Source organism: Sphingobium mellinum (assembly GCF_037860795.1).
GTDB classification, from domain to species: domain Bacteria; phylum Pseudomonadota; class Alphaproteobacteria; order Sphingomonadales; family Sphingomonadaceae; genus Sphingobium; species Sphingobium mellinum.
Genome location: NZ_JBANRK010000006.1, coordinates 101,919 through 124,932 on the forward strand (window position 1 = coordinate 101,919; position 23,014 = coordinate 124,932).

Below are 23,014 nucleotides of genomic sequence, written 5' to 3' on the forward strand. Positions count from 1 at the left end.
CCAGGTCGCCAACACCATGGCACCGCCCATGATCGCAAACAGCAGCGCATATTCCGCCGCCGCCGCGCCGGACCGATCGCCAGGCAGGTTCAATAAAGAGGCTTTGATGCAGGCCATGATGTGTCTCCCCCGTCGCCGACGCGCTCAAAAAGCGCGCGGCACCCACACCCGCCATTCGATATATAGCGGAAATCGGATTAGCCGGGAACGGCAAAAAGGGATATACAGCGAAACAGGGTGCCGCGCGCCTCGTTGCCGGCGGCCGCCGAGACGATGGAGGGTGCGATGACATCCATTTTGCTGCACATCCACGACGACAAGGGCATGGAAAGCCGGTTGCAGGCGGCCTGTGACATCGCGCGCGCGGCCGATGCTCACATGCATTGCGTGCAGGTCACGTCGATACCGGCTCTTGTGGCGGCGGATCCTTACGGCGGCGCCTCCATGGCCCCGGCGATGATGGCGGAACTGCACGACATCGATGAGCGGCTGCGCGCGCGCCTGGAACAAAGGCTCGCCCGTGAAGGGGTAAGCTGGGACTGGCGGCAGATCGATGGCGACATGGTGCGCGGACTGCTGGCCGGTTCGGCGCTCAGCGATCTGCTGGTGGTGACACTGCCATCGGGGCCAAGGCACGAGATGAGCGACCCGCTTCACCTGGCCGCCGATCTTGCCCTGGCGGGCCGTATCCCGGTGCTGGCCGTGCCGCAGGACGCGCGCGGGATGCTGGTCACCGGGCGCGCCGTCGTCGCCTGGGACGGATCGCAGGAAGCCTCCGCCGCGTTGCGGCTTGCCATGCCCCTGCTGAAATTGGCCGAAGAGGTGCATGTCGTTACGGTCGAGGAGGCGGGCAAATATCCTTTCCCCGCCACCGACGCGCCGGAATATCTCGCGCGCCACGGCATCAAGTCGCAATTCCATACCTGGCCCAGGGACGGCCGCACGACGGAAGTCGCCCTCAGGGCGGCGCTGGGCGTGCTGAAGCCGGACTGGATGGCGATGGGCGCGTTCGGCCACAGCCGGCTGCGCGAAATAGTGTTCGGCGGGGTCACGCGCACCATGCTGCGCGAGGTTCATGTCCCGCTGCTGCTGGCGCATTAGGGCGCGCGGGTCGGCGGCACTGGCTAATCAAATATCACCATTCTGAACCTTCCGCTCAACCTTTGCCCCCGATCCTTCGACCGGACCGCCGCAACAATGGTTAACGCCGCCGCTTGGCCTCCGCCGATCACCACCAATCCGGTTCCATCTCGGATGCACCTGCCCCCGCGAAATAGTTAGATTCCCGGCAGTTACAGGGGTGCGGACCTTTGCGTGTACGCAAGGCTGCGGGGGAATTGGCGATGCGGTTGGGACTGAAGGCCAGGATCATGATGGGCGCGGGTACGCTGCTGGCTCTGCTCTTCCTGCTGCTGGGCGTGCGCGAACTGCGCCGCGAGGGCGCCGCATCCCACGGCATGCCTCGGTCCGCAGCCAGGTTGCAGCAAGCCGCGCCGGTCGCTGTGCTTGCCGCCGCGTCTCGCCCGATCCGGATTGGCGAGACGATCACCGCCGACATGGTCCGCAACGCGCCCGCCGACCCCGGCCGCCATCCGACCATCGCCGTCGCCGCCGAACTGGTCGGCAAGGTCGCGACCCGGGCGATCGCGGCGGGCGAACTCATCCCGCGCGATGCCGTGGGGGGTGAGGCCAAGCTCGCCATTCGCGTGCCGGTGGGCATGCGCGCAATCAGCATCGACACCACGGCTGAGATCGCCGTCGCCGGCCTTGTGCGTCCCGGCGACCGGGTTGACGTTCAGGTCGTCTATCCCGGCGCCGACGCGATCAGCGGCGCGGGCCGCAGCCGCGCCCAGACCTTGTTGCAGACGGTGCGGGTTCTGGCCGTCGGCGAAGCCGTCCCCGGCACGCCGCCCGCGTCCGGAGCCAGCAGCGATCTGTCCGCGCCGTCCCCGCCCGCCCGCACCTTGTCGAACCCGACCGTTGCCGACTGGTCGGCATAGGCGAACAACGCCGCTTCTTTCAGCGGCGGCGCCTTGGCCGGCAGCGTCCAGCTCAACTCCACAGCACCCGCGATCGCCTGTTCGGCCGTGCGAGCGCCCAGGCGAAAGGCCATGCCCGCGCCCCGCCCGCCGAGCGAGAACCGCTCCGTCACCGGCAGCCGGTCTCTGGAATATTGCCCCCTCGCTGACAAGCGGAGCGACAATCGCCGCGACAGGCTGCGCACCGCCACGGCCTGAACGTTCGCCTTGGTGAACACGCTTTCGGAAAAGCCGGTGAAGGGCCGCGCGCCCAGCAGCTTCACCCCCCGGCTGACGACGGCGGATACGGCCTCGCCGCTTTTGCCCTGCGCGCGGGACCATGACGCAGCCAGCCGCAGTGCGCGCGATCGATAGTCGCCGAATCGGATGTCGAGGAAATAGTTGCTGCTGTCGACGCCGTCGAGCGAGGCGCTGACCGTCAGGTTCGTCTTGTTCGACCGGATCAGCGGGTGGCTTACGGTCGCCCCGGCCAGCGTCGCCTCACCCTTTATCGCCCCGTCGCGCGATCGACTGTCCACCCTTGCGACCTGGCCGATCACGCTGGTTCCGTCGCTGCCGATCGGCGTGCTGTGGCTCAGCGCATAATATTGATATCGGTCGGGGTAGAAGGGCAGATAGCCCGCCACCCGCGTGCTGTCGCCCTCGCGCAGCACCCCGTTCACCGTTACCGCCAGTTGCGCCTGCACCCCATCGACGACGTTGGCGACGCCGCTATTGTCGATGGTGACGCCGACCCGCAATTGCGTGCGCTTGACGATCAGGTCCATGACCAGCTCGCCCGGCTGGCCGCTCTGCCGCACCTGCGCGTCGACGGTCTGGCCCGGAATGTCCCGCATCAGCCCCAGGGATCGCTCCAGCACCGACTTGCGCAAGGGCGTGTCGCGCAGGATCCGCTTCATCTGCGCCTGGATCAGCCGCGTCGGCACGTTGGGGGACAGGCCGGCCAGCCGCCAGTCCTTCACGCGGCCCTCGACGACCCTGACGATCAGCTGCCCGCCAGCGGGAATCTGTGCCGGCATGGACACGGCATAAAAGGCGATGTCGCTGCGCGCATACGCATCGCTCACGGCCCGGGCGATGGTCTGGAGCGTGTCGCGCGTCAGCGGCCGGCCGATCGACGGCGCCACCGCCGCGTCCAGCACCGCCGCTGGCAGGGATGCGCCCATATAGCGCACCCGCGTCAGCAGGACGGCGGCGGGCGGATCGGCGGCCTGATCGGCGGGCAGGGCGATGCTGGCCGCGGGCGCCGGCGGGGCGGCCGGGGTGACGGGCGGCGCTATCCGCGGTTCCAGCCGGTCGGCGCGATCACGGTCGATAAGGGGCGCTGATCCCGGATCGTTGGCGCGGGTGCCGGGGAACGCCGTCTGCGCCCCCGCCGGAGAGCCCAGGGCGATCCCCAGTGGCAGCAGCAGGGCCACCGCCGCCTTCAGCCGTCTCCAAGCCCGTCCCAACGCCATCCGCCGCGCCACCCCATCAGCCAAGGACCATCCCTCGATGCATCAGGTCTAGGGCAACGGCTTCGCCAATCATGGCCAACTACGACCGGAATGGTGGAAACCCGCGCCTTTGCAACGATCGGAAGACGGAATCGGCGCCACATCGGTGCAAGAAATAACCCTGCGAAGGTCGCGCGGGGACCGGGCGTGCCGAAGTGGGCAGCGGGCAGAATTACAGATTATTTATCTTCCGGCCAACATCGCGTAGCCCGTCGTGGCGCATTCAGGGCATATGGCAGCGACTCCAGCAATCCGGCATTTCAGCAAGCGCGTGCTTCTTGCGGCATCCGCGCTGCTGCTTTCATCCGCCGCCCATGCGTCACCCGTGGGCGACCAGGCCAATGGCCTCTGGCTCAACCCGGACGGCACCGTGGCGGTGCGCACCCGCGCGTGCGGCGACATGCTGTGCGGCTGGATCGTGTGGGCGAGCGACGAGGCCCAGAATGATGCGCGGGAATCGGGCATACAGCGCCTCGTGGGCACGCAGCTGCTGGAGGATTATCGACCCGAAGGCCGGAACAGCTGGATCGGGACCGTCTACGTTCCGGACATGGGCCGGCGCTTCGCGTCCCGCATCCAGCAGACCGCGCCGCAGCGGCTGAAGATCAAGGGGTGCGTGATGGGCGGCCTGATCTGCCGCTCGCAAATGTGGACGCGCATCGAACGGACGCCCGGTGCGTAACGGCGCCGCGCCTCGACGGCTGTGGCTCTGGGCTGTCATGCTCGTCGGCGCACTGGCGATCGTCGCGGCCGCGAATCCGTCCAGTCTGTCACTGGAAAACAATGCCGTGCGCGACTTTGGCGGGCGTCGCAACGGCCCCTTGGCCGTCGCCTTCTTTTCGGGCGACATGGGCTTCCACTTCGGCATGAGCGGCGACCTCGCCGAAAGGCTGGCCGCCACGGGCCTGCCCGTCATCGGCTTCAGCTCGCCCAAATATTTCGGGCAGCATCGCAGCCGGGCGGAGGCGGGCCGCATCGTCGCCGACGGCCTGCGCCTGACGCTTGCGCGGACCGGAGCGCGAAGGGTGGTCCTGGTCGGCCAATCCTATGGCGCGGACATCGTCGCCACTGCGGCGTCCGCGTTGCCGCCGGATCTGCGCGCCCGGCTGGCGGCGGTGGCGATGGTCGTGCCCGCGCAATCGGTCTATTTCCGGGCCGATCCGCTGGGCTTCGCCTATCGCGGCACGCCCGACGCCCGACCGCTCGACACCATCGGCGAAATCGGCGCCAGGCGGCTTGTGTGCATCTACGGGCTGGAAGAGGAAGACAGCCTTTGCCCGCCGCTCGTGGCGCTGGGCGCCCATGTTGCGGGCTTGCCGGGTGGCCATTACATGCATCATGATTCCAGCCGCGTTGGCGACACGCTGCTGGCCTTGCTGCGCGCGTCCCTGCACGATGATCATGCGGCGGGAGCCGGAAAAGGGAACATGATGTGACGAACGCGCGGGCAAAGATCGCGCGGATATGCCGTCGTCTGGCGGTCCTTGTCCTGCCGCTGTTGGCGCTCATGACGCTGGCTCTGCTGACGCATTCGGCGCCCGAGTTGGCCAGCGCCGCGGATGCGGGGTCGGATGCTGCCGCGACACAGCCGGACCTCGCCTACGGCTTTCCCGTGCTGGGGCGGGTGACGGTGTTCCGGCCGACATCCGCGCCCAGGGCGCTGGTGGTTCTCCTGTCGGACGCGGCGGGCTGGACTCCCGGCGACCGCGTCTTCGCGCGGCGGCTGACGGCGGAAGGGGCGCTCGTCACGGGCATTTCGACCCCCGATTTTCTGCGGGCGCTCAGCAACCAGACGCGCTGTATCAATCCCAATTATGCCATCATCACCCTGGCGCGCGACATTCAGCACAAGCTGGATGTGCCGATGTATCTTAAGCCGGTGCTGCTGGGGCGCGGCCTGGGCGGCACGCTTGCCTATGCCACGCTGGCGGCCGGTCCGGACGGCGCCTATCGCGCCGCCATCACCAGCGGCATCCACGCCTTCCTTCCGGGGCGCGGGCACTGGTGCAAGTCGGGCGTGCTGGCGCTGAAGACGCGGCCCTATCCCCACGCCGGATGGTGGATCGCGCCCGCCGCCCATCTGCCTTCCCCCTGGATCGTCGTCACGGCCCGGGGCAGCCCGACGCTGCCTCGCGCCTTCCCCCGGCGCGTCGACGGAACCAGGATTTTGGCCCTGCCGACGCGCGCGGATCAGGACCGGCAGCTCGCCGCGCAGGTCGTGCCCTATCTGACGCCACTCCAGGCACCCGTGCCGCGCGGCGCCGCACCTCTGCCCGCCGGTCTGCCGCTCACGATCGTCGCCGATCCGGCATCGCCGCGTACCGACAGGATGGCGGTGATCTTTTCGGGCGACGGCGGCTGGGTCGGGCTGGACAAGGGCGTGGCGGGCGAATTGGCGAAGGCCGGCATCCCGGTCGTCGGAGTGGACAGCCTGTCCTATTTCTGGAGCGAGCGCACGCCCGCTGGCGCCGCCGCCGATCTGGCCGCCATTATTCGCGGCTATTCGGCCTATTGGCACCGGCCCAGGATTCTGCTGATCGGCTACAGTTTCGGCGCGGACGTTCTGCCCCATATCGTTGGTCATCTCGCCCCGCCGGTGCGGTCGCAGGTCCAGGGCATGGCCTTGCTGGGGCTCAGCGCGACGGCGGACTTTCAGTTCCATCTCGGCAGCTGGCTGAACATCGGATCGACCGGCGCCTATCCGACCGTGCCCGCCATCGCCCGCCTGCCCGGCCTGCCGATGCTGTGCGTGCGCGGCAACCGGGAATCCGACAGCGCCTGCCCGCAGATACCGCGTGGCATGGCGGCCGTCGTCACCGTGCCGGGGGGCCATCATTTTGATCGTAACGCGCCGCTGCTGGTGCGGCAGATCCTGACGCGGCTGCCGCGATGACGGGGCGGACGCGCCGAACCCGTGTATTTTCAACCCTGCGCGGAACCCTGCCGAACTGAGGTATCCGCGCCGCTCTGTCGTCAATTCCCGTGATCGGTTGGGGAAGACATGCCATGCGTACTCTGGGCCTTGTGATCTTTCTCGCCCTTGCAGCGATGACATTGGTGGCGTCGTCGCGCGTCGTTCTGCCACCCCCTGCCTTTGCCGATCGCGCGGCCCCACCCTTCACGAGTCGCGTGTCGATCATGACCTACAATATTCATGGCCTGCCCTGGCCGGTGGCGCTGGGCAGGGACGCGGATTTCGCCCGCATCGCGGCGCGGCTCGCGGCCTTGCGGCGGCAGGGGGACAGCCCCAACATCGTCGTGCTGCAGGAAGCGTTCACGACGCAAGCGCGATCCATCGGTCGCAATGCGGGATATCGCTATGTCGTTGACGGCCCGTCCGACATGATGACCAGTCCACTGCTCCCGTCAGCGGCGGATCGTCGGTATGCCGCCGCGGATTCCTGGCTGAAGGGCGAAGGTCTGCCGAAATTTGTCGGCAGCGGATTGCAGATCCTGTCCGACTATCCCGTCGTCGACACGCGTCGGATGGTGTTTCCCGACTTCGCCTGTGCCGGCTATGATTGCCTCGCCAACAAGGGCGCGATGCTCGCACGGATACGGCTTCCCGGTCAGGACCGCCCGGTGGACATAGTGACGCTGCACCTCAACAGCGGCGGCGCGTCGGGCGTCGCCAATGCGCGGTCGAACCGGGCCTATCAGCTGCAGATCGCCTGCCTCGCCGCGTTCATCCGGGCCAATCACGATCCGCGCAACGCCTTGTTCGTGGCCGGCGACTTCAATCGCGGCGGCGACACGACGCGGATCGCCGCGCTGGACAGCACCTATCCGCATTGGGTGTCCCATGAGCCGATTGCCGATGCCTATGATGTCGCCGAATCGGAAGGCCTGCCGCTTTCGCCCGACGCGCTTCTGTCGCGACGACGCGCACGCGATCGGCTCTTCTTCGCGGCGGGGGACGACATTGGGTTCGTGCTGCGACGCATCGACGCCACCTTCGGCCATTCCCCTGCCGGAACCATGCTGTCCGATCATGTCGGCTACGCTGCGACTTTCTCGGCGGTCGAACCAGCGCGCGCGCCCCACCTCGCCATCGCGCGCGCGGCGCTGCGGCCCTGTGCCGGCGTCAAAACATGCGCCGGGGCTGCGGCCTGAGGCGCATCGTGACAGCGCGCGCGAGCGCCCCATAACGCTAACAGTCGGACCCGGCGCAACCAAAGTGACGCCAAAGCTTCGTCATGGCGCAACATTGACCCCTTAGGCGACCCCGCGAACCCTCCGGTTTAAGGCGGGCCAAATCCACAAGGGGATCCATATCACGTCACTCCAGCGCCTCTGGCTGGCAACCACTGCCTGTGCCATCGTTCTTCTCGCACCGACGACTGCCTTCGCCGCCGACGCAGGGGCCCCGGCCGACGCGAACGCCAGCGAAAGCCTGCCGGAAATTCTCGTGACCGCGCAAAAGCGGCCCGAAAACATGCAGGAAACGCCCATTTCCATTTCGGTGATGCGCAATGACGACCTGACCAACCGCCATGTCACCTCGCTGGTGGATTTGGGCGACGGCGCCATCCCGTCACTGAAGATCGCGCCCTTCTATTCGCGCAATTCCGCGCTGATCGTGAATATTCGCGGCATTGGCGTTCTGTCCGACGGTAACCAGCCCGCCCGTGACCAGGGCGTCGGCGTCTATGTCGACGGCGTCTATCTCGGCCGCGCCCAGGGACTCGGCACGGCCTTGTTCGACATTGAGAATATCGAAGTGCTCAAGGGGCCGCAGGGCACGCTGTTCGGCCGCAACACCGAAGGCGGCGCGGTCAATATCGTCACCAAGAAGCCGTCCGGCGAATTCCATGTAAACGGCACTGCGGGCATCGGCAATTTCGGCAGTCATAAGGGCGAGGTGCATATCGACCTGCCGGCCTTTAACAACATCGCTGTAAAGCTCGATGCGGTCGTCGCCCATCGCGATCCGCTGGTGAAGAATCCGCTCTCGGGCGCCGACGGCTTCAACCAATATGACAAGCGCGGCTTCCACGCCGCAGCGCTGTGGAAGCCGACCGACAGCTTCAGCGCCGATTACAGCTTCGACATTTCGAAGGATGAATCGACCTCGCTCTACCTCAACCTCGTGGCGCCGGGCACCAACAAGCAGGCGGCGGTCGCCACCATCCAGCCAGGCCGCGTGCGCACCGCCAATGTTGGCGTGCCCCAGCAGCCGAGCATCGGCAATGTCCAGGGCCATCGCCTCACGCTCGAATATGACATGTCGCCCGAACTGACGCTCAAATCGATCAGTTCCTACCGCAAGCTGCGCCAGAGCCAGTTCGACAATGGGTCGGCCGCGACATCCATGTCGAACGCGAGCGGCGTTTTCACCGGCGTCGCCTTCGCCCGCTACAGCCTCGCCCAGTTCAGGCAGAACCAGTGGAGCCAGGAGTTCGAGGCGATCGGCGATATCGGCCGGGTGAAGTTCGTCGCCGGCGCGCTCTATTATCGCGAACATGTCGCCGACAATGCCCAGGCGTTCAACACCAACACCTTCACCAACGCGGACGGATCGGCCTACACCGTCGCATTTCTGGACCTCGCCACCCAGCGTATTGACCGCGCCAGCCATGTGACGACGAAAAGCGTGGGCGCGTTCGGCCAGGCCACCTGGACGCCGGACCTGTTCGACGACGCCTTGCATGTCACCGGCGGCCTGCGGTGGACGAGGGACAGCAAGCATGGCGATCTGACGATCGTCAACGGCCTACCGCCCATCAATCGCAACGGCATTTCGGGCGAGATCCCGCTCGACGCGAGCTGGTCGCGGCTCGACCCGATGGTCAACCTCGCCATCGACGTGACGAAAGACGTTCATGTCTATGGCAAATGGAGCACCGGCTATAAATCGGGCGGCGCTAACTCGCGTTCGCAAAATTATGATCCGTTCAATCCCGAATCCGTATCGATCTTCGAAATCGGCGCCAAGACCGAGTTTTTTGACCACCACGCCCGCTTCAACATCGCCGCCTATGCGGGTGACTACAAGAATATCCAGGTCGACTTCAGCCGCCCCTATGAAGTGCCGAACCAGCCTCGCGGCACCCGCACGACCACCTCGACTATCAACGCGCCGGGCAAGGGCGGCGTGCACGGCGTCGAAGCGGAACTGACGGTCAATCCGCTGACGGGCCTCACCCTGTCGGGTTCCTATTCCTACCAATATGTCCGCATCCCGGCGACGGCGAACCCTTATCCGAACGCGGCCGGGGTCATCAATCCCATCGCGGTGCCGATCTACCAGACCTATACGCCCAAATATTCGGCCAGCGGCGCGATTGACTATGAACTGCCCTTCAACGGCTTCATCATTCGGGCGCATCTCGACGGCAATTATGACAACGGCTTCTATGTCAACGCCACCGACCCGGTCTATGTTGCGCCGGGCAGCGCATCGAACATCTACCAGCCCAAGGGGGAAAGGTCGTTCATCGTCAACAGCCGTGTCGCGCTTGGCGATATCGCGCTCAACAATTCGGGCGCGATGCTGAGCATCGCCTTCTGGACGCGTAACCTGTTCAACGAACAGCATCTTTTCTACAAGGCGCTCAGCCCGCAATCGGGCCTCAACGGCTTTTTCAACGAACCGCGCACGTTCGGCGGCGAACTGAACATCCGTTTCTGACCTGATGGGGAGCCACCGGCGGGTGACCGCGTGGCTCCCCATTTCCCTCCTTCCGGCATTACCGTATCAAGGACAGCCATGACCCGCCTGACCATCCTTCCCCTCCTGACCGGCCTGCTCGCCAGCGCGTCGACCGCAGGCACGATCAACATGCCGGCGGTGACTCGCCAGACACCCACGCAGCTGACCGTCAGCTGGTCCGATCCCGATCCGGTCGACATCCTCCTCTCCGACAATCCCGCGGCCCGGCCCGACGAGATGAAGCTGATCGCGAAGGCGGATCGGGACGGTCAGGAAAATGTGCAGGTCGCGCCGGACGAGCGCGCCTATTTCCTCCTGCGCGACAGCAAGTCAGGCGGCACGGTGCGCATCGCCGAACGGCTGCTGCCGTTGCAGCAGGGATCAAATTTCCGCGACATCGGCGGCTATCCGGCGGCCGGGGGCAAGCATGTGCGCTGGGGGCTCATCTATCGTTCGGGTGGGCAGCCGATGCTGACGGACGCCGACCTCACCCAGGTCCGCGCGCTGCAACTGGCGCATCTTGTCGACCTGCGGTCGGATGAGGAGCGCGTGCTGGCGCCCACCCGCATCGACGGCGTGCCCTATCAGGCGATCGGCTATTCGATGGCCAGCCTGATGACCGGCGCGGCCCCAGCCAATGGCGAAGGCGTGTAGCGGAAACTGCCCCACACCCTCGCCCCGCATCTGAAGCTGGTCTTCAAGGATCTGCTCTCAGGCGACGGCGCGATCGCCTATAATTGTTCCGCCGGGCAGGACCGCACCGGCTTCGTCACCGCGATGATCCTGTCGGCTCTGGGCGTTCCGCGCGACGTCATCCTGGCGGATTATCACCTGTCGACCAGGTTGCGCCGCCCGGAATGGGAAATGCCCCGGATCGACGCCGCGGCGCATGCCAATAATCCCGTCGCGCTGATGTTCGCGAAATTCCAGCAAAACCCCGCGACCGCCACGCCGCAACCGCTCAAGACCGCCGACGGTACGGCCTTCCTGGCCTTTGCCTTTGACGAGATCGAACGGAATTGGGGATCGGTCGACAGCTATCTCGTGCAGGAAGCCGGCGTCTCGAAGCTCGACCTCGCCGCGCTCCGGGCACGCTATCTCGAATAGAGCGCCGCCGGGGCGCTCAGGACTCGACCAGCCGCTTGAGCGCCCGAAGGTCGCGATTGACCCACTTGATGTCGGCCGCGAAGCGGTCCTCATCCATGTCGGGCTGGCGGAAAAGGGTGAGCATTACTTCCGCCCCCTCGCCATTCTGCACGACGCGCAGCGGAACATGCACCTGTCCTCCCTCGCCCAGATCGACATGATGGTCCATCACGCCATAGGGATTGTGCGGCGTGAAGCGGATGCGGATCGGGCCATCCGGTCCGTCCGCCAGCCAATGCTCGCCATCCTGTCGCAGGTCGGACTCCGCCAGGCCCGACGCCCAGCGGGGGAAAAAGGCCGGCGCCCAGATCATCTCATACAGGCTGCGCCACGCCATATTGATCGACACGCTGAAGGTGCGCGCAGGCAACATATTGATACTCCACTTATATTCAGGTCTTTGTTAATCTGTTCCAACCGACTCCATAACAGATGTTCGCAACCCGCGAGCCTCGTTAACATTCCGGAAAGCAGGATATGCGATTAACCGGGCTTATGCAGGCCAATGCGATCATAGAGCAGCAACCCCACTCCGATGACCGGCGCGACGACGCCCGCTGGCGCATCCGGCTGGAAGTCTCCGGCTCGCTGGGCGACGATCAGGCCAATGTCGTCATCCACGACATCTCCACCGCCGGGATGCTCATCGAAACCAATTGCGATCTGGCCGTCGGCCAGTCGATCGCCGTGGCGCTGCCGCAGGCGGATGCCGTCGCGGCCCGGATCGTCTGGCGCAACGAACCGCTTTTCGGCTGCCGCTTCGATCAACCGCTGCCGCAGGCGGCGGTCAGCGCCGTCAGGCTCCGCAGTCCCATCGCCGACGCCCCGGCTTCCGCCCAGCCGACAGCCCTTGCCGGGACGCCCGAAAAGGCGCCCGAACCCTTGTCGGAGCGCCTCCGGCGGCTACGGCGCGAACGGGGCATGACCCGCACCGCCCTGTCCGATCGCACCGGCATCAGCAAGACGACGCTTTGGGCCTGGGAAACGGGCAAGAGCATGCCGCGCCACACCAACATCCTTGTGCTTTCCAAGATCTTCGGACTGACCGACCAGCAATTGCTGATGGGCGAAGACCGCGCGCCCGCGCACCTGCACCCGGATACGGGGCCGGAAAGCGGCGCCCGGACGCTGTCCACCCTGGTGGATCAGGCAAAGGACGCCATCGCCCGCGCCGCCGGCACCGATCGGTCGAACGTCCATATCCGCATCGATTTCTGACGCCCGGCCCATGGCGCGCCGCTGCGCTACGGGCCTATGCCCAAAGACATAATCCCGAATAGTTCGCCATCCGCAGCGGGGCGGGCCGGCCGCTGGACCCCGGCAATCCGGCCCTTCTGGGCGGTCGCGTGACCGCGCCTTGCGTCCTCCACCACTTTCTGGGGTGGCAGGTCGGGCGATTGATCCATGTTTCTTCCGCTCGGCTGCCAGCCTGCATATCGTGCCTGTCCAACGATTCGCAGGAGAGGTTATGGCAACGATGTCGAACGACGCGGATTTCTGCCTGAACCGGTCGAAAGAAGAGACGCGCAAGGCCGCCGAAGCGATGTGCCGGGGCGATCAGCCGGACGCCATCTATATCCATCGGGAATTGGCCCTTCGCTATCATGCCCGCGCGATGGCGGCCATGCGTCCTCCTTCCATCATGCATTGATCGCGCGGGGTCAGCGCCGCCCGCCTCAGGCGAAGCGGGCGAGCAACTGGTCGAGCAATGGCCGCAGACGCCTGATCTCGTCACGGTGCGCCGCCGACAGGCGGGCCAGCAGGTCCAGCGCGCGCGGCGTCAGTTGCAATTGCGCCCGACGTCGGTCAGCGTCAGTCGATCCTCGCGTCACCAGCCCCAGCTTTTCCAGTCGGTCGACCAACCCCGTCGCACTGTGCGGCTTCAGCAGCAACCGCTTGGCGACAAAGCCGACCGTGGCCTCCTCGACACTCGCGGCCCGTAGCGCCAGCAAAGCCTGATGCTGTTGCGGGGTCAGGCCCACCTCCGCCGCCCTTTCGTCGCTGAACGCCTGGAACTGGCGGAGCGCGAACCGAAACTCAGCCAGCGCGAAATAATCCGCGTCGTTTAGCGCCCTGTTGTCCCCGCTCATCCGCGCCTTCTGCTTGATATATGTCGCTATACGACATAATTGCCCGTCGTGATCCAACAAGAGAGGGATTTGCATGATTCGGGAAGCCTCCGCTTCCGCTGAAGCAACGGTGCTTGGCGATCATAGTGCTGACCGGCGCATGGTCCTTCTGGCGGCAATGGCGCTCGTCGTGGGTGCCGGCGGCGCGCTGGGCGCATGGATGCTGCTGAAACTGATCGCGCTGGCGACCAACTTGTTCTGGCAGGGTCGCCTGTCCGCCGCCGATAGCGACATTGCCGCGCACGCCTTTGGTCCGGCTGTCATCCTCATCCCTCTGGTAGGCAGCTTGATGGTCGGCCTGATGGCGCGCTTCGGGTCGGACAAGATCCGTGGCCACGGCATCCCCGAAGCGATCGAGACGATCCTGTTCGGCGAAAGCCGTTTGTCGCTTAAGGTCGCCATCCTCAAGCCCCTGTCCTCCGCAGTCTCGATCGGCAGCGGCGGGCCGTTCGGGGCGGAAGGTCCGATCATCATGACTGGCGGGGCGATCGGGTCTCTCTTTGCCCAATGTTTTCACCTGACCGCCGCCGAGCGCAAGACACTGCTCGTCGCGGGGGCCGCTGCCGGCATGGTCGCGATCTTCGGCACGCCGCTGGCCGCGATCCTGCTCGCGCTCGAAGTGCTGCTGTTCGAATGGAAACCGCGCAGCTTCGTGCCCGTGGTGCTGGCGGTGCTCGTCTCCTTCGCGCTGCGTCCGTGGCTGATCGGTGTCGGCCCGATGTTCGCCGCGCAGCTGCCGATCCCCGGCGGCATCGGGCCTGTCGCCGCCGCGCTCGCCCTGGGCCTGCTGGTGGGTCTGGAAGCGGCGCTGCTCTCGGGCGCGCTCTATCGGATCGAGGATAGCTTCCATCGCTTGCCCATCCACTGGATGTGGTGGCCGGCGCTGGGGTCGATAATCGTGGGTCTCGGCGGCCTTGTCGACCCGCATGTGCTGGGGGCGGGCTATGCCAATATCCACGCCCTGCTGGGCGACAGCCTCGCCATGCGCGCCATCGTCACGCTGCTGCTGGTGAAGGCTCTCGTCTGGCTGGTCGCGCTGGGGTCGGGCACATCGGGCGGCGTCCTCGCGCCGCTGCTGATCCTGGGTGGCGCACTGGGCTGCCTCGCCGGCCACTATCTCCCGGGCGATCCAGGCTTCTGGGCGATGATCGGCATGGCCTCGATCATGAGCGGGGCGATGCGCGCACCGCTCACCGGCGCGCTCTTCGCTGCCGAACTGACCGGCGATTTCCAGGCACTGCCCCTTTGCCTTGCCGGCGCGGTGAGCGCCTATGGCGTCAGCGTACTGCTGATGCGGCGGTCGATCCTGACGGAAAAGATCGCCCGGCGCGGCCGCCACATCTTCCAGGAATATAGCGTCGACGCGCTCGACCTGTTGCAGGTGAGCGACCTGATGAGTCTGGATCCACAGACGCTTCCCGGCAGCATGACGATGGGCGAGGTCGTCGACTTTTTCGCGGGCGAAGCCCGGCACCGAAGCTATCCCGTGGTCGACGACGAGGGATGCCTGCTGGGCCTCGTGTCGCGCAGTGATGCCCTGCGCTCGAGGGTGGAAGGCGTGGACCGCACCGCGTCGCTCGCAGAAAACCTGTCGGATGCGTCCCAGCCGGTCGCCTTTCCTGAAAACCCCGCAGGCACTGTGGCCGATCTGATCGTGCAATCGGGGATCGGGCGCATACCCATCGTGGATCGGCGCAGCCGCAAGGTCGTCGGCATCCTGACGCGTCAGGATCTGTTGACGGCCCGGCGCAAGGTTCGCAGCGGCGAAACCGAGCGGACTCGCCCCATCACCTTGCGCGGCACCGCCACTACCGCCTTGTGATATGCATTCATCCCCAGCCGATACGCGCGGGGTCAGCTTGGCCGGACGATATCCGGCCCCAGGTTGCGCAGCACGTCTTGCGCGTCGAAGGCGCGCACCTCGTTAACCGGCTTGCGCCCCCTGCCCATCACGATCTCCGCGGTTGCCTCGTACCGATCGACAGTGCGGACATCGATCGTGCTGTCCCAGAAGGGATCGCCCCAGAAGGGGTCCCATGTCCGCCAGCCGAACCCCCGGCCGTAATAGCGCCACGAAGGCCCCCAATAGCCGTAGACGCCGGGACTGAAGGGCCGGTCGACATAGGTGCTGCTGTGCCGCTCCGTGCCGCGATCGGCCATCACGAACCAGTCATAGCCCCTGTCCCGCGTGAGTTCGGCGGCGCGGTACAGCAGATAGCGTTCCACCGTCTCACGCGACGTCATGCTGTTGCCGGAAAATGCGACGCGGAACCGGTTCGCCTCGACCTGCTGCTCGCTATAGCCGCCGGTCGCGCTGCCGCGCTCGTTCAGCGGCTGATACGGGGTCGCTGTCGTACACGCCGCCAGCCCCAGCAGACAGGCCGGGACCAACATCCATCCTCTACCCTTCGCCATTTCAGATCTCCATCCAGGGGAAAGCGTAACCAGCGCGCTTTCGACGATGGGAAAACGTTTGAAGGGGCCCAAGCGATCCCGCCATCCAGGCAGTTAAGGCGGTGATGGCGGGGATGGCGCCAGGCGGCGGCCCCGGCCGGTCAGTCAGCCCTCCTTAGGCCCGAACGGCCGTTCCTCGCGCCGCTCCGCCGTGGAATGATGGTCTATCGCCATGCGGATGCGGTCGGCCAGTTCCTCACGCCGATAGGGCTTGCCGATGACGTCCAGTTTCGATCCGCGCGGAATGTCCGCGACAAGATCCTCGTTATAGCCGGTCGTCATCAGGACCGGCGTGTCGGGATGGGTCTGGCGAAACCGTTCCACCAGTTCCAGCCCGTTCATGCCCCCCGGCATCACGATGTCGGTCAGCAGCAGGTCGATGCTGTGATGCGGCAGCGTCGCCAGCGCCTCCTCGCCGCTTGCCGCGGCGACCACCGTATAGCACAGCGCCGCGAGCTGTTCCTGCGCCAGCGTACGGACATCATCGCTGTCCTCGACCAGCAGGATGGTTTCTGACCCGCCCGTGGCGGACCCCGGCCGGGACGCCGCCACGGGTCTTTCGGGCGCCCGGTCTTCCGCCGTGGCGACGGGAAAGATCAGCCGCACCGTCGTCCCTTCGCCGGGCGCCGAATCGATGTCCAGCCTGCCGAGCGACTGCTGGACGAAGCCATGCACCATCGCCAGCCCCAGGCCGGTGCCCTTTTCCTGGCCCTTGGTCGTGAAAAAGGGTTCGGTCGCGCGCTGGCGCACATCCTCGCTCATGCCCTCGCCCTGGTCCTCGATGCTCAGCACGACATAGTCGCCCTCCGGCAGATGATAGGCGGCGGCATTGCCGTTGAGCTTCCACAACTGCGTCGCGATCGTCACCGTGCCGCCCCTGGGCATGGCGTCGCGGGCGTTGAGCAGGACGTTCAGCAACGCCATTTCCAGGTGGGTGGGGTCGATGCTCACCGGCGGCAAACGCCTTTCCAGCGCCGTCACCAGCCGGACCTGCGCACCGACCGTATTGTCGATCAGATCGCCGAATTCGTGAATCAGGTCGTTCAGGTCCACCCGCCGGGGTTCCAGCCGCGTCTTGCGCGCGAACGCCAGCAACTGGCGCGTCAGCTTCGCGCCCCTGTCGGTCGCGCGGGCGGAATTGTCGAGCAACCGCCGCTGCCGCTCGTCAATGTCGGTGCTCAACAGGATATCGAGATTGCCCGCGATCACCTGCAGCAGATTGTTGAAGTCATGCGCCAGCCCGGCGGTCAGCTGGCCGATCGCTTCCATCTTCTGCGCCTGCCGGAACGCCTGTTCGGACGCGCGCCGCCGGCTGACGTCCAGCTGGCTGGCGAAGAAATAGATGAGCTCGCCATCCTCGGCATGGACCGGCGCAATGAACACTGCGTTCCAGAAAGGCGACCCGTCCCGGCGGTAGTTCAGCAGTTCGAGTGAGATCGCCTCCCGCCGCGCGACCGCCTCGCGCAATTCCCTTACCGACGACGGGTCGGTATCGGGACCCTGGAGGAAGCGGCAGTTGCGGCCGATAACCTCTTCCTCCTCATAGCCGGTCAGGTCCAGGAACGCCTTGTTGGCGAAGGCGATCGGATTGTCCGGCTGGCGCGGATCGGTGATGATCATCGGCATCCGCGTCATCTGCAACGCCGCGAAGAATACCGTGCCGCGCTGTTCCAGCCCCGGTTGCGCGACAGTGGAATTCTTCCAGTGATGGCGCGCTGCGCCCCCGGTCGGCAAATAGCTGGTCGTGTCCCTGATTTCTCCCGCCGCCGGTTCGCCCGTCGCTTCTCCGTTCATGGCCTGCGCGTCGCTATTCTTGTCGTGCTCCACCGATCACCTCTTACAGATCGAACCGGACTATAATTCCCGGCACGCCCCCCGGTTTCAACGCGCACGCGTTTCATCGCCGCCGCCGCTTTTTTTGAAGAGGGCGTCATGATTTTCCGGTCCGATCAGACCGTCACGATTTGTCGATTGCCCCTGTCAGTCTTCGGTTCGCAAGCCGGCCAGGCTGGACCGGGATGTGCGGGGTCGCATCCCGCGTCCCGGTCCGGCACATGGGCCAGCCGCCGGCGCTATACCCTGCGCCCGGTCACCAGCTGATAGATCAGCACGATCACCGCCAACACCAGCAGCAGGTGAATGAGGGCGCCGCCGACCGGCACGACGAACGCGCCGAGCACCCACAGGACGAGGAGGATAAGCAATACGGTCCACAACATGACACTCTCCCGATTATGTTACGCGGATCAAACGGTTCAGCGTGCCTCCCGGTTCCTCACGGCAGTCCCTCATGCGCGGCGGCGCGGCGGCCACCCGCGTCCCCCATCGGCGTTTCCATGAAGTCATGCCCGCCCTGCGCAGATCGGCGCCCCCACGGGTCAGTCCGCGCCGCGAAGCCCCGGCATCTTCACCGTCACCCGCAGGCCCGGCGCCGCATCGCCGAGCGTGATCGTCCCGCCATGCAGCCGGGCGATCGACGCCACCAGCGGCAGGCCAAAACCGTGCCCCTTGGGGTCCCCCCCGCCCCCCAGCCGCCCGAAGCGGTCCAGCGCCCGCGCGCGGTCCGCCTCGGCGATGCCGGGTCCGTCGTCCGCCACGGTCAGCACCGCCGCGCCGTCCTCATCCGGCGTCACGGCTACCCGGATGGTGGTGCCGGCGGGGGTATGACGCACCGCATTTTCCACCAGGTTGACGACCATCTGCGACAACAATCGGGCGTCGCCGCGCAGCTGCACCGGCGTCAACGTCAGCCCGTCGATCCGGTGTCCCCCTTCCTCGACCACCGCGTCCAGCGCCTCAACGCACTCCCCGGCCAACGCGGCCAGGTCCAATGTGGTGAAATCCTCCCGCCGCGCGCCGCTATCGACCTCGGCGATCCGCAGCAGCGCGGTGAACAGGCGTATCAGCCTGTCCGCCTCGGTCTGCGCGTCCTCGATCGGGCCGCGCACCGGCTCTGCCGCCGGATCATGGGCGATCAGGCTCAACTGGTTGCGAAGCCGCGCCAGCGGGGTGCGCAATTCATGCGCGACCCCATTGGTGACATTGCGAATTTCCTCCATCAACTCGTTGACCCGCGCCAGCATCCGGTTGACCCCTTCGGCCTGCAGGTCGAACGCGCTGCCCGATCCGTCCACCGGCACCCGCCGCGTCATGTCTCCCTCGGCGATCGCGTCCACCGTGCGCCGCACGGCGAGGATCCGCCGCCGCACGATCAGCGTGAAGGTCATGGCCGCCGCCAGCGCCACCGCGATGATGGAGCCGAACCCCCATATGTAGATGCGCTTACGGGCCGCGTCATAATCGTCGAACGGCTCGGGCTCGGCGATCACCGCCAGCCGCAGCCCGTCGCCCAGGTCGCGCACCAGCACCCGGCCGCGCGACAGCCCCTTGATCCGGTCGGCCACGTCGATCCGCGACAGGCCGGTCGGCAAAGGCCTGCTCACGCGCACATTGCCCGCTATCTGCTGGCTGTGTTCGAACAATATATAGCCCAGGTCCGCCGTGTCGCGATCATGCGAGGCCGCCATGATGCGCTGGCCGATCACGGCGGCGGACGGGGGCTGGCCCTGCGGCGCGATCATTTCGCTCGCCCCCGCGATGCGCTGCACCACCAGCCGGTCGATCGTGCTCAGGGTCGCGAAATAGATGCCCAGCGCCGTCGCCAGCGTCGCGCCCAGGAAAAACAGCAGGAAAGCGAGCATCAGCGCCCGCAGGGATCGAAGGGGGATCATCCCCGCAGCATATAGCCGACGCCGCGAATGGTCATGATCGGATCGCTCTCGTCAAATTCGGTCAGGCGGATGCGCAGCCGCCGGATATAGGCGTCGACCAGATTGGTGGTCGGCTCGAAATCATATTTCCACACCCGCTCCAGCAGCATGGCGCGCGTGACCGTCGTCCCGGCACGGCGCGCCAGTTCGGTCAGCAGTCGGAACTCGGTCTTCTGCAGCTTGAGCGCCTTGCCGCTGCGCCAGGCGCTGTGCCGGGCCGGGCTGATGACGATCTCACCCACGCGCAGCGTTTCGTCCGACCCCTGTTCCGTCCATTGCCGCGCCCGCGTAACCGCCTGCAACCGCGCATTGAGTTCGGCCGGGTCGACCGGCTTGACGACATAGTCATCGGCGCCACACTCCAGCCCTTCGATCTTCTGCCGTGCCTGGCCCAGCGCGGTCATCATGATGACCGGCGTCAGGATATTGTGGCCGCGCAGCGTCTTGAGCAGTTCGATCCCGTCCATCATCGGCAGGATGCGGTCCAGGATGATGGCGTCGAAATGCTGGTCGGCGACCAGCTGGTTGGCGCGCCGGCCGTTGGGCGCCACGGTCGGCTCATGACCGAAATGCCGCAACTGCTCGCTCAACTGGGTGGCAAGCTCGTCATCATCCTCGACGATCAGCAGTTGCAGAGACACAGGTTTCCGTCCGAATCCGCTTGTTCAACCACGCGGCGATATGACGCTCAGGTTTCATCTCGATGACAGCGGGCGCGGCCCTTCCTCCGGTCCACCGGCGACGGCCGCCGCATCTCTCCTCAAAAGCCCGCCTTCAAATTGAATGATCCATAATTTGTCCACCGCCCTGCCCGCGCCTTGGGCGCCTCGCGCAGAAGACGGCCTTGGCCATGGCCGGGCCGCTGGCCGTCATTGCAGCAAGGACGCCGGGCCCGGGGCCGGGGCCGGGCGGGCAGACAGTGCTTCATGATATTCCTGTTTCATTGAAACATTATCGTTGATACATATGCATCATGGAATCGACAGAGGCCATTCCCTGGCTTGCTCTGCTGCACCAGCTGCCCGCAAAGCCGCCCTATCTGCGCGTCAGGATCTGGCGCCGGCTTCAGGCGATCGGCGCTGTGCCGCTCAAGAACGCGGTTCATGTCCTCCCCCGGTCGCCACAGGCGGAGGCGGCGCTGCGTGCGCTCATGGGCGACATCATCGCCAGCGGCGGCGAAGCGACGCTGATCGAGGCGCGCCTGCTCGCCGGGCAGGGCGACGGCGACGTGCGCGCCCTGTTCGACGCAGCGCGCGATGCCGATTATGCCGACATCGCCGATGCCGCCCGTTGCCTGCTCGACACCGGCCCCGCCAGCGCGGCGGAAATCGCCCGGCTGCACAAACGGCTGGAGGACGCCATGCGGCTCGATTTTTTCGCCGCGCATGGCCGGCAGGCGGCGGAGGCGGCGCTCGCGGAGCTTGACGCGCGGCGCCACGAGCATCCCGATGTCAGCCGCGCCGGGCTCGCCGACCTTCCCCCCGCGCTCGCCCTTCACGGCCGCGTCTGGGTGACGCGCAGCGGCGTCCATGTCGACCGCATCGCCTGCGCCTGGCTCATCCGCCGCTTCATCGACCCCGCCGCCCGCTTCCGCTTCGTCGACGGCCGCCATCATGATCCGGAACCGGGCGAACTGCGCTTCGACATGGCCGACGCGGAATTCACGCATGAAGGAAATCGTTGTAGTTTCGAAACGATATTGCGCCGCGTCAACCTCACCTCTGATTCCGCACTCGTTTCAATTGGTGAAATCATTCATGACTTGGACATCGCCGACCATAAATTCGGCCGCCCGGAAGCCGCTGGCCTCGGCGCCATGCTCGCCGGCATCTGCGCCTCCACCGACGACGATCTCCAGCGCATCGCCCTCGCCAGCGACGCGCTCGACCAGTTCCACGCCTTTTTCAGCCGAAAGCCCGCCCGATGACCGCCAGCGCATTGCCCCCCGCCACAGCTGACGCTTGCCCCGCCCGTCATCACGGCATCCCCCTTGGCCAGGCGACGCGCGTCTGGGCGCGCATCGCGGCGCTGAGCTTCGGCGGTCCGGCCGGCCAGATCGCTGTCATGCACCGCATCCTGGTCGAGGAAAAAAGATGGATCGGCGAGGAACGTTTCCTCCACGCGCTCAACTATTGCATGCTGCTCCCCGGTCCCGAAGCGCAGCAACTCGCCATCTATATCGGCTGGCTGCTACACAAGACCAAGGGCGGGCTGATCGCCGGCGCCCTGTTCGTCCTGCCCGGATTCCTCGCCATATTGGGCCTCAGCTATCTCTACGTCCTGCTCGGCCATGTGCCGTTGATCGAAGGGCTGTTCTTCGGCCTGAAAGCGGCCGTCCTCGCCGTGGTGGTCCAGGCGGTCGTTCGTGTCGGCGGGCGAGCGCTCAAGAACAATGTCATGCGCGGCATCGCCGCCACTGCCTTTGTCGCGATCTTCTTCCTGGGCGCGCCCTTTCCGCTGATCGTGCTGACGGCCGGGATCATCGGCTTTCTGGGCGGACGAAGCGGCATCGCGGCGTTCAGGGGTGGCGGCGGTCACAGCGGGGGCAAGGGAGCCATTGTCCATGACCGCGACACCGCGCTCGGCGAAGCGCTGCCCGATCATGCCCGACCCAATCCCGGCTGGTCGCTGCGCATCTGCGCTGTTCTCCTGTTCCTCTGGCTGGCGCCGGTGCTGACTCTGTTCCTGACGCTGGGGCCGCAGGACGTCTTCACCCGCATCGCCAGCTTCTTCAGCCAGATGGCGGTGGTCACCTTCGGCGGCGCCTACGCGGTGCTCGCCTATGTCGCGCAGCAAGCGGTCGGCACCTTCGGCTGGCTGAAGCCTGGCGAGATGCTCGATGGCCTTGGCATGGCGGAAACCACGCCCGGGCCGCTCATCATGGTGACGCAGTTCGTCGGCTTCCTCGCCGCCTTCCGCGACAGCGGCGCGCTGCCGCCACTGCTCGCCGCGACGCTGGGCGCGATCCTCACCACCTGGGTGACATTCGTGCCCTGTTTCCTGTGGATCTTCGCGGGCGCCCCCTTCATCGAGCGGCTGCGCGGCAACCAGGCGCTGTCTTCCGCGCTCACGGCGATCACCGCAGCAGTCGTGGGCGTCATCCTGAACCTCGCCATCTGGTTCGCGATCCACACGCTCTTCGCGCAGGTCCGCCCGGTCACGCGCACGCTCGACCTGCCGGTACTGGCGTCGATCAACATCCCGGCGGCGCTGCTGGCGACAGGGGCGATGATCGCCGTCTTCCGCTTCCGCGTCGGCATGTTGCCCGTGCTGGGCGGATGCGCCCTGCTCGGCGCTGCCTATATCCTGCTGGCTTAGCCAGGCGGGG

At 66.3% G+C, this 23,014-nt stretch carries 19 protein-coding genes and 2 pseudogenes; 13 read left to right on the top strand and 8 right to left on the bottom strand.

Features of this window, described 5'->3' with window-relative positions; genetic code table 11:
* The first annotated feature begins 285 nt into the window (after nt 1-285).
* Complete coding sequence (locus AAC640_RS09885) at nt 286-1,101, top strand: universal stress protein (RefSeq protein WP_340265949.1); 816 nt, start codon at nt 286-288, stop codon at nt 1,099-1,101.
* Nucleotides 1,102-1,373: 272 nt separating this feature from the next.
* Nucleotides 1,374-1,847, top strand: a pseudogene (cpaB, locus tag AAC640_RS09890) (Flp pilus assembly protein CpaB); the annotation flags it as partial.
* On the opposite strand, the gene AAC640_RS09895 reads toward cpaB, so the two are convergent.
* Nucleotides 1,805-3,520: a ShlB/FhaC/HecB family hemolysin secretion/activation protein gene (locus tag AAC640_RS09895; RefSeq protein ID WP_340265950.1), complete on the bottom strand. Its 1,716-nt coding sequence runs from the start codon at nt 3,518-3,520 to the stop codon at nt 1,805-1,807. The pseudogene cpaB and the gene AAC640_RS09895 sit on opposite strands and share 43 nt — an antisense overlap.
* Before the next feature lie 247 nt (nt 3,521-3,767).
* Between AAC640_RS09895 and AAC640_RS09900 the strand changes: the two genes are divergently transcribed.
* The 6 genes and pseudogenes from AAC640_RS09900 to AAC640_RS09925 all read left to right on the top strand — a co-directional run bounded on the left by AAC640_RS09900 (nt 3,768) and on the right by AAC640_RS09925 (nt 11,294).
* A complete protein-coding gene (locus tag AAC640_RS09900) occupies nt 3,768-4,217 on the top strand; it encodes a DUF2147 domain-containing protein (RefSeq protein WP_340265951.1) in 450 nt (149 codons plus the stop codon).
* Entirely contained in the window at nt 4,210-4,971 is a 762-nt protein-coding gene (locus AAC640_RS09905; protein ID WP_340265952.1) for an AcvB/VirJ family lysyl-phosphatidylglycerol hydrolase, read from the top strand. The genes AAC640_RS09900 and AAC640_RS09905 overlap by 8 nt, the downstream gene beginning before the upstream one ends.
* Nucleotides 4,968-6,428, top strand: coding sequence for an AcvB/VirJ family lysyl-phosphatidylglycerol hydrolase (locus AAC640_RS09910; protein WP_340265953.1), 1,461 nt, complete (start codon nt 4,968-4,970; stop codon nt 6,426-6,428). The genes AAC640_RS09905 and AAC640_RS09910 overlap by 4 nt, the downstream gene beginning before the upstream one ends.
* A 113-nt stretch (nt 6,429-6,541) precedes the next feature.
* Complete coding sequence (locus AAC640_RS09915) at nt 6,542-7,648, top strand: endonuclease/exonuclease/phosphatase family protein (protein WP_340265954.1); 1,107 nt, start codon at nt 6,542-6,544, stop codon at nt 7,646-7,648.
* A 295-nt stretch (nt 7,649-7,943) separates the two neighbouring features.
* Nucleotides 7,944-10,166, top strand: coding sequence for a TonB-dependent receptor (locus AAC640_RS09920; protein ID WP_340265955.1), 2,223 nt, complete (start codon nt 7,944-7,946; stop codon nt 10,164-10,166).
* Between the two features lie 258 nt (nt 10,167-10,424).
* Nucleotides 10,425-11,294, top strand: a pseudogene (locus AAC640_RS09925) (tyrosine-protein phosphatase).
* Nucleotides 11,295-11,310: 16 nt separating this feature from the next.
* Here the strand turns inward: AAC640_RS09925 and AAC640_RS09930 are convergent.
* Nucleotides 11,311-11,706 (bottom strand): polyketide cyclase, encoded by a 396-nt coding sequence (locus tag AAC640_RS09930; RefSeq protein WP_340265956.1) that lies wholly within the window; start codon nt 11,704-11,706, stop codon nt 11,311-11,313.
* 104 nt (nt 11,707-11,810) lie between these two features.
* Here AAC640_RS09930 and AAC640_RS09935 point away from each other — a divergent pair, with 104 nt between their 5' ends.
* Nucleotides 11,811-12,551: a helix-turn-helix domain-containing protein gene (locus AAC640_RS09935; protein WP_340265957.1), complete on the top strand. Its 741-nt coding sequence runs from the start codon at nt 11,811-11,813 to the stop codon at nt 12,549-12,551.
* Nucleotides 12,552-12,801: 250 nt separating this feature from the next.
* A complete protein-coding gene (locus AAC640_RS09940; protein ID WP_340265958.1) occupies nt 12,802-12,984 on the top strand; it encodes a hypothetical protein in 183 nt (60 codons plus the stop codon).
* 25 nt (nt 12,985-13,009) lie between these two features.
* Here the strand turns inward: AAC640_RS09940 and AAC640_RS09945 are convergent, their stop codons facing one another.
* Nucleotides 13,010-13,423, bottom strand: a complete 414-nt coding sequence (locus AAC640_RS09945) for a MarR family winged helix-turn-helix transcriptional regulator (protein ID WP_340265959.1) — start codon at nt 13,421-13,423, stop codon at nt 13,010-13,012.
* Nucleotides 13,424-13,496: 73 nt separating this feature from the next.
* Here AAC640_RS09945 and AAC640_RS09950 point away from each other — a divergent pair, with 73 nt between their 5' ends.
* Nucleotides 13,497-15,284: a chloride channel protein gene (locus AAC640_RS09950; RefSeq protein WP_340265960.1), complete on the top strand. Its 1,788-nt coding sequence runs from the start codon at nt 13,497-13,499 to the stop codon at nt 15,282-15,284.
* A gap of 32 nt (nt 15,285-15,316) precedes the next feature.
* Here the strand turns inward: AAC640_RS09950 and AAC640_RS09955 are convergent, their stop codons facing one another.
* From AAC640_RS09955 to AAC640_RS09975, 5 genes are all read right to left on the bottom strand, one after another.
* On the bottom strand, nt 15,317-15,877 hold the full coding sequence (locus tag AAC640_RS09955; protein WP_340265961.1) for a CC0125/CC1285 family lipoprotein: 561 nt from the start codon (nt 15,875-15,877) through the stop codon (nt 15,317-15,319).
* Nucleotides 15,878-16,021: 144 nt separating this feature from the next.
* Nucleotides 16,022-17,710: a histidine kinase famiy protein gene (locus AAC640_RS09960; protein ID WP_422794982.1), complete on the bottom strand. Its 1,689-nt coding sequence runs from the start codon at nt 17,708-17,710 to the stop codon at nt 16,022-16,024.
* A gap of 278 nt (nt 17,711-17,988) precedes the next feature.
* Entirely contained in the window at nt 17,989-18,135 is a 147-nt protein-coding gene (locus AAC640_RS09965) for a lmo0937 family membrane protein (RefSeq protein ID WP_340265963.1), read from the bottom strand.
* Between the two features lie 159 nt (nt 18,136-18,294).
* Nucleotides 18,295-19,647, bottom strand: a complete 1,353-nt coding sequence (locus AAC640_RS09970) for a HAMP domain-containing sensor histidine kinase (protein ID WP_340265964.1) — start codon at nt 19,645-19,647, stop codon at nt 18,295-18,297.
* Entirely contained in the window at nt 19,644-20,327 is a 684-nt protein-coding gene (locus AAC640_RS09975; RefSeq protein ID WP_340265965.1) for a response regulator transcription factor, read from the bottom strand. The genes AAC640_RS09970 and AAC640_RS09975 overlap by 4 nt, the downstream gene beginning before the upstream one ends.
* Nucleotides 20,328-20,659: 332 nt before the next feature.
* On the opposite strand from AAC640_RS09975, the gene AAC640_RS09980 reads away from it, so the two are divergent.
* Together AAC640_RS09980 and chrA are read left to right on the top strand one after the other, a co-directional pair.
* The gene (locus AAC640_RS09980) at nt 20,660-21,613 is read left to right on the top strand and encodes a chromate resistance protein ChrB domain-containing protein (protein WP_340265966.1); all 954 of its coding nucleotides are present in this window, start codon (nt 20,660-20,662) and stop codon (nt 21,611-21,613) included.
* Nucleotides 21,610-23,004 carry a chromate efflux transporter gene (chrA, locus tag AAC640_RS09985; protein WP_340265967.1) on the top strand — a complete coding sequence of 465 codons (1,395 nt, stop codon included), beginning with the start codon at nt 21,610-21,612 and terminating at the stop codon, nt 23,002-23,004. The genes AAC640_RS09980 and chrA overlap by 4 nt, the downstream gene beginning before the upstream one ends.
* The last annotated feature ends 10 nt before the right edge of the window (nt 23,005-23,014 follow it).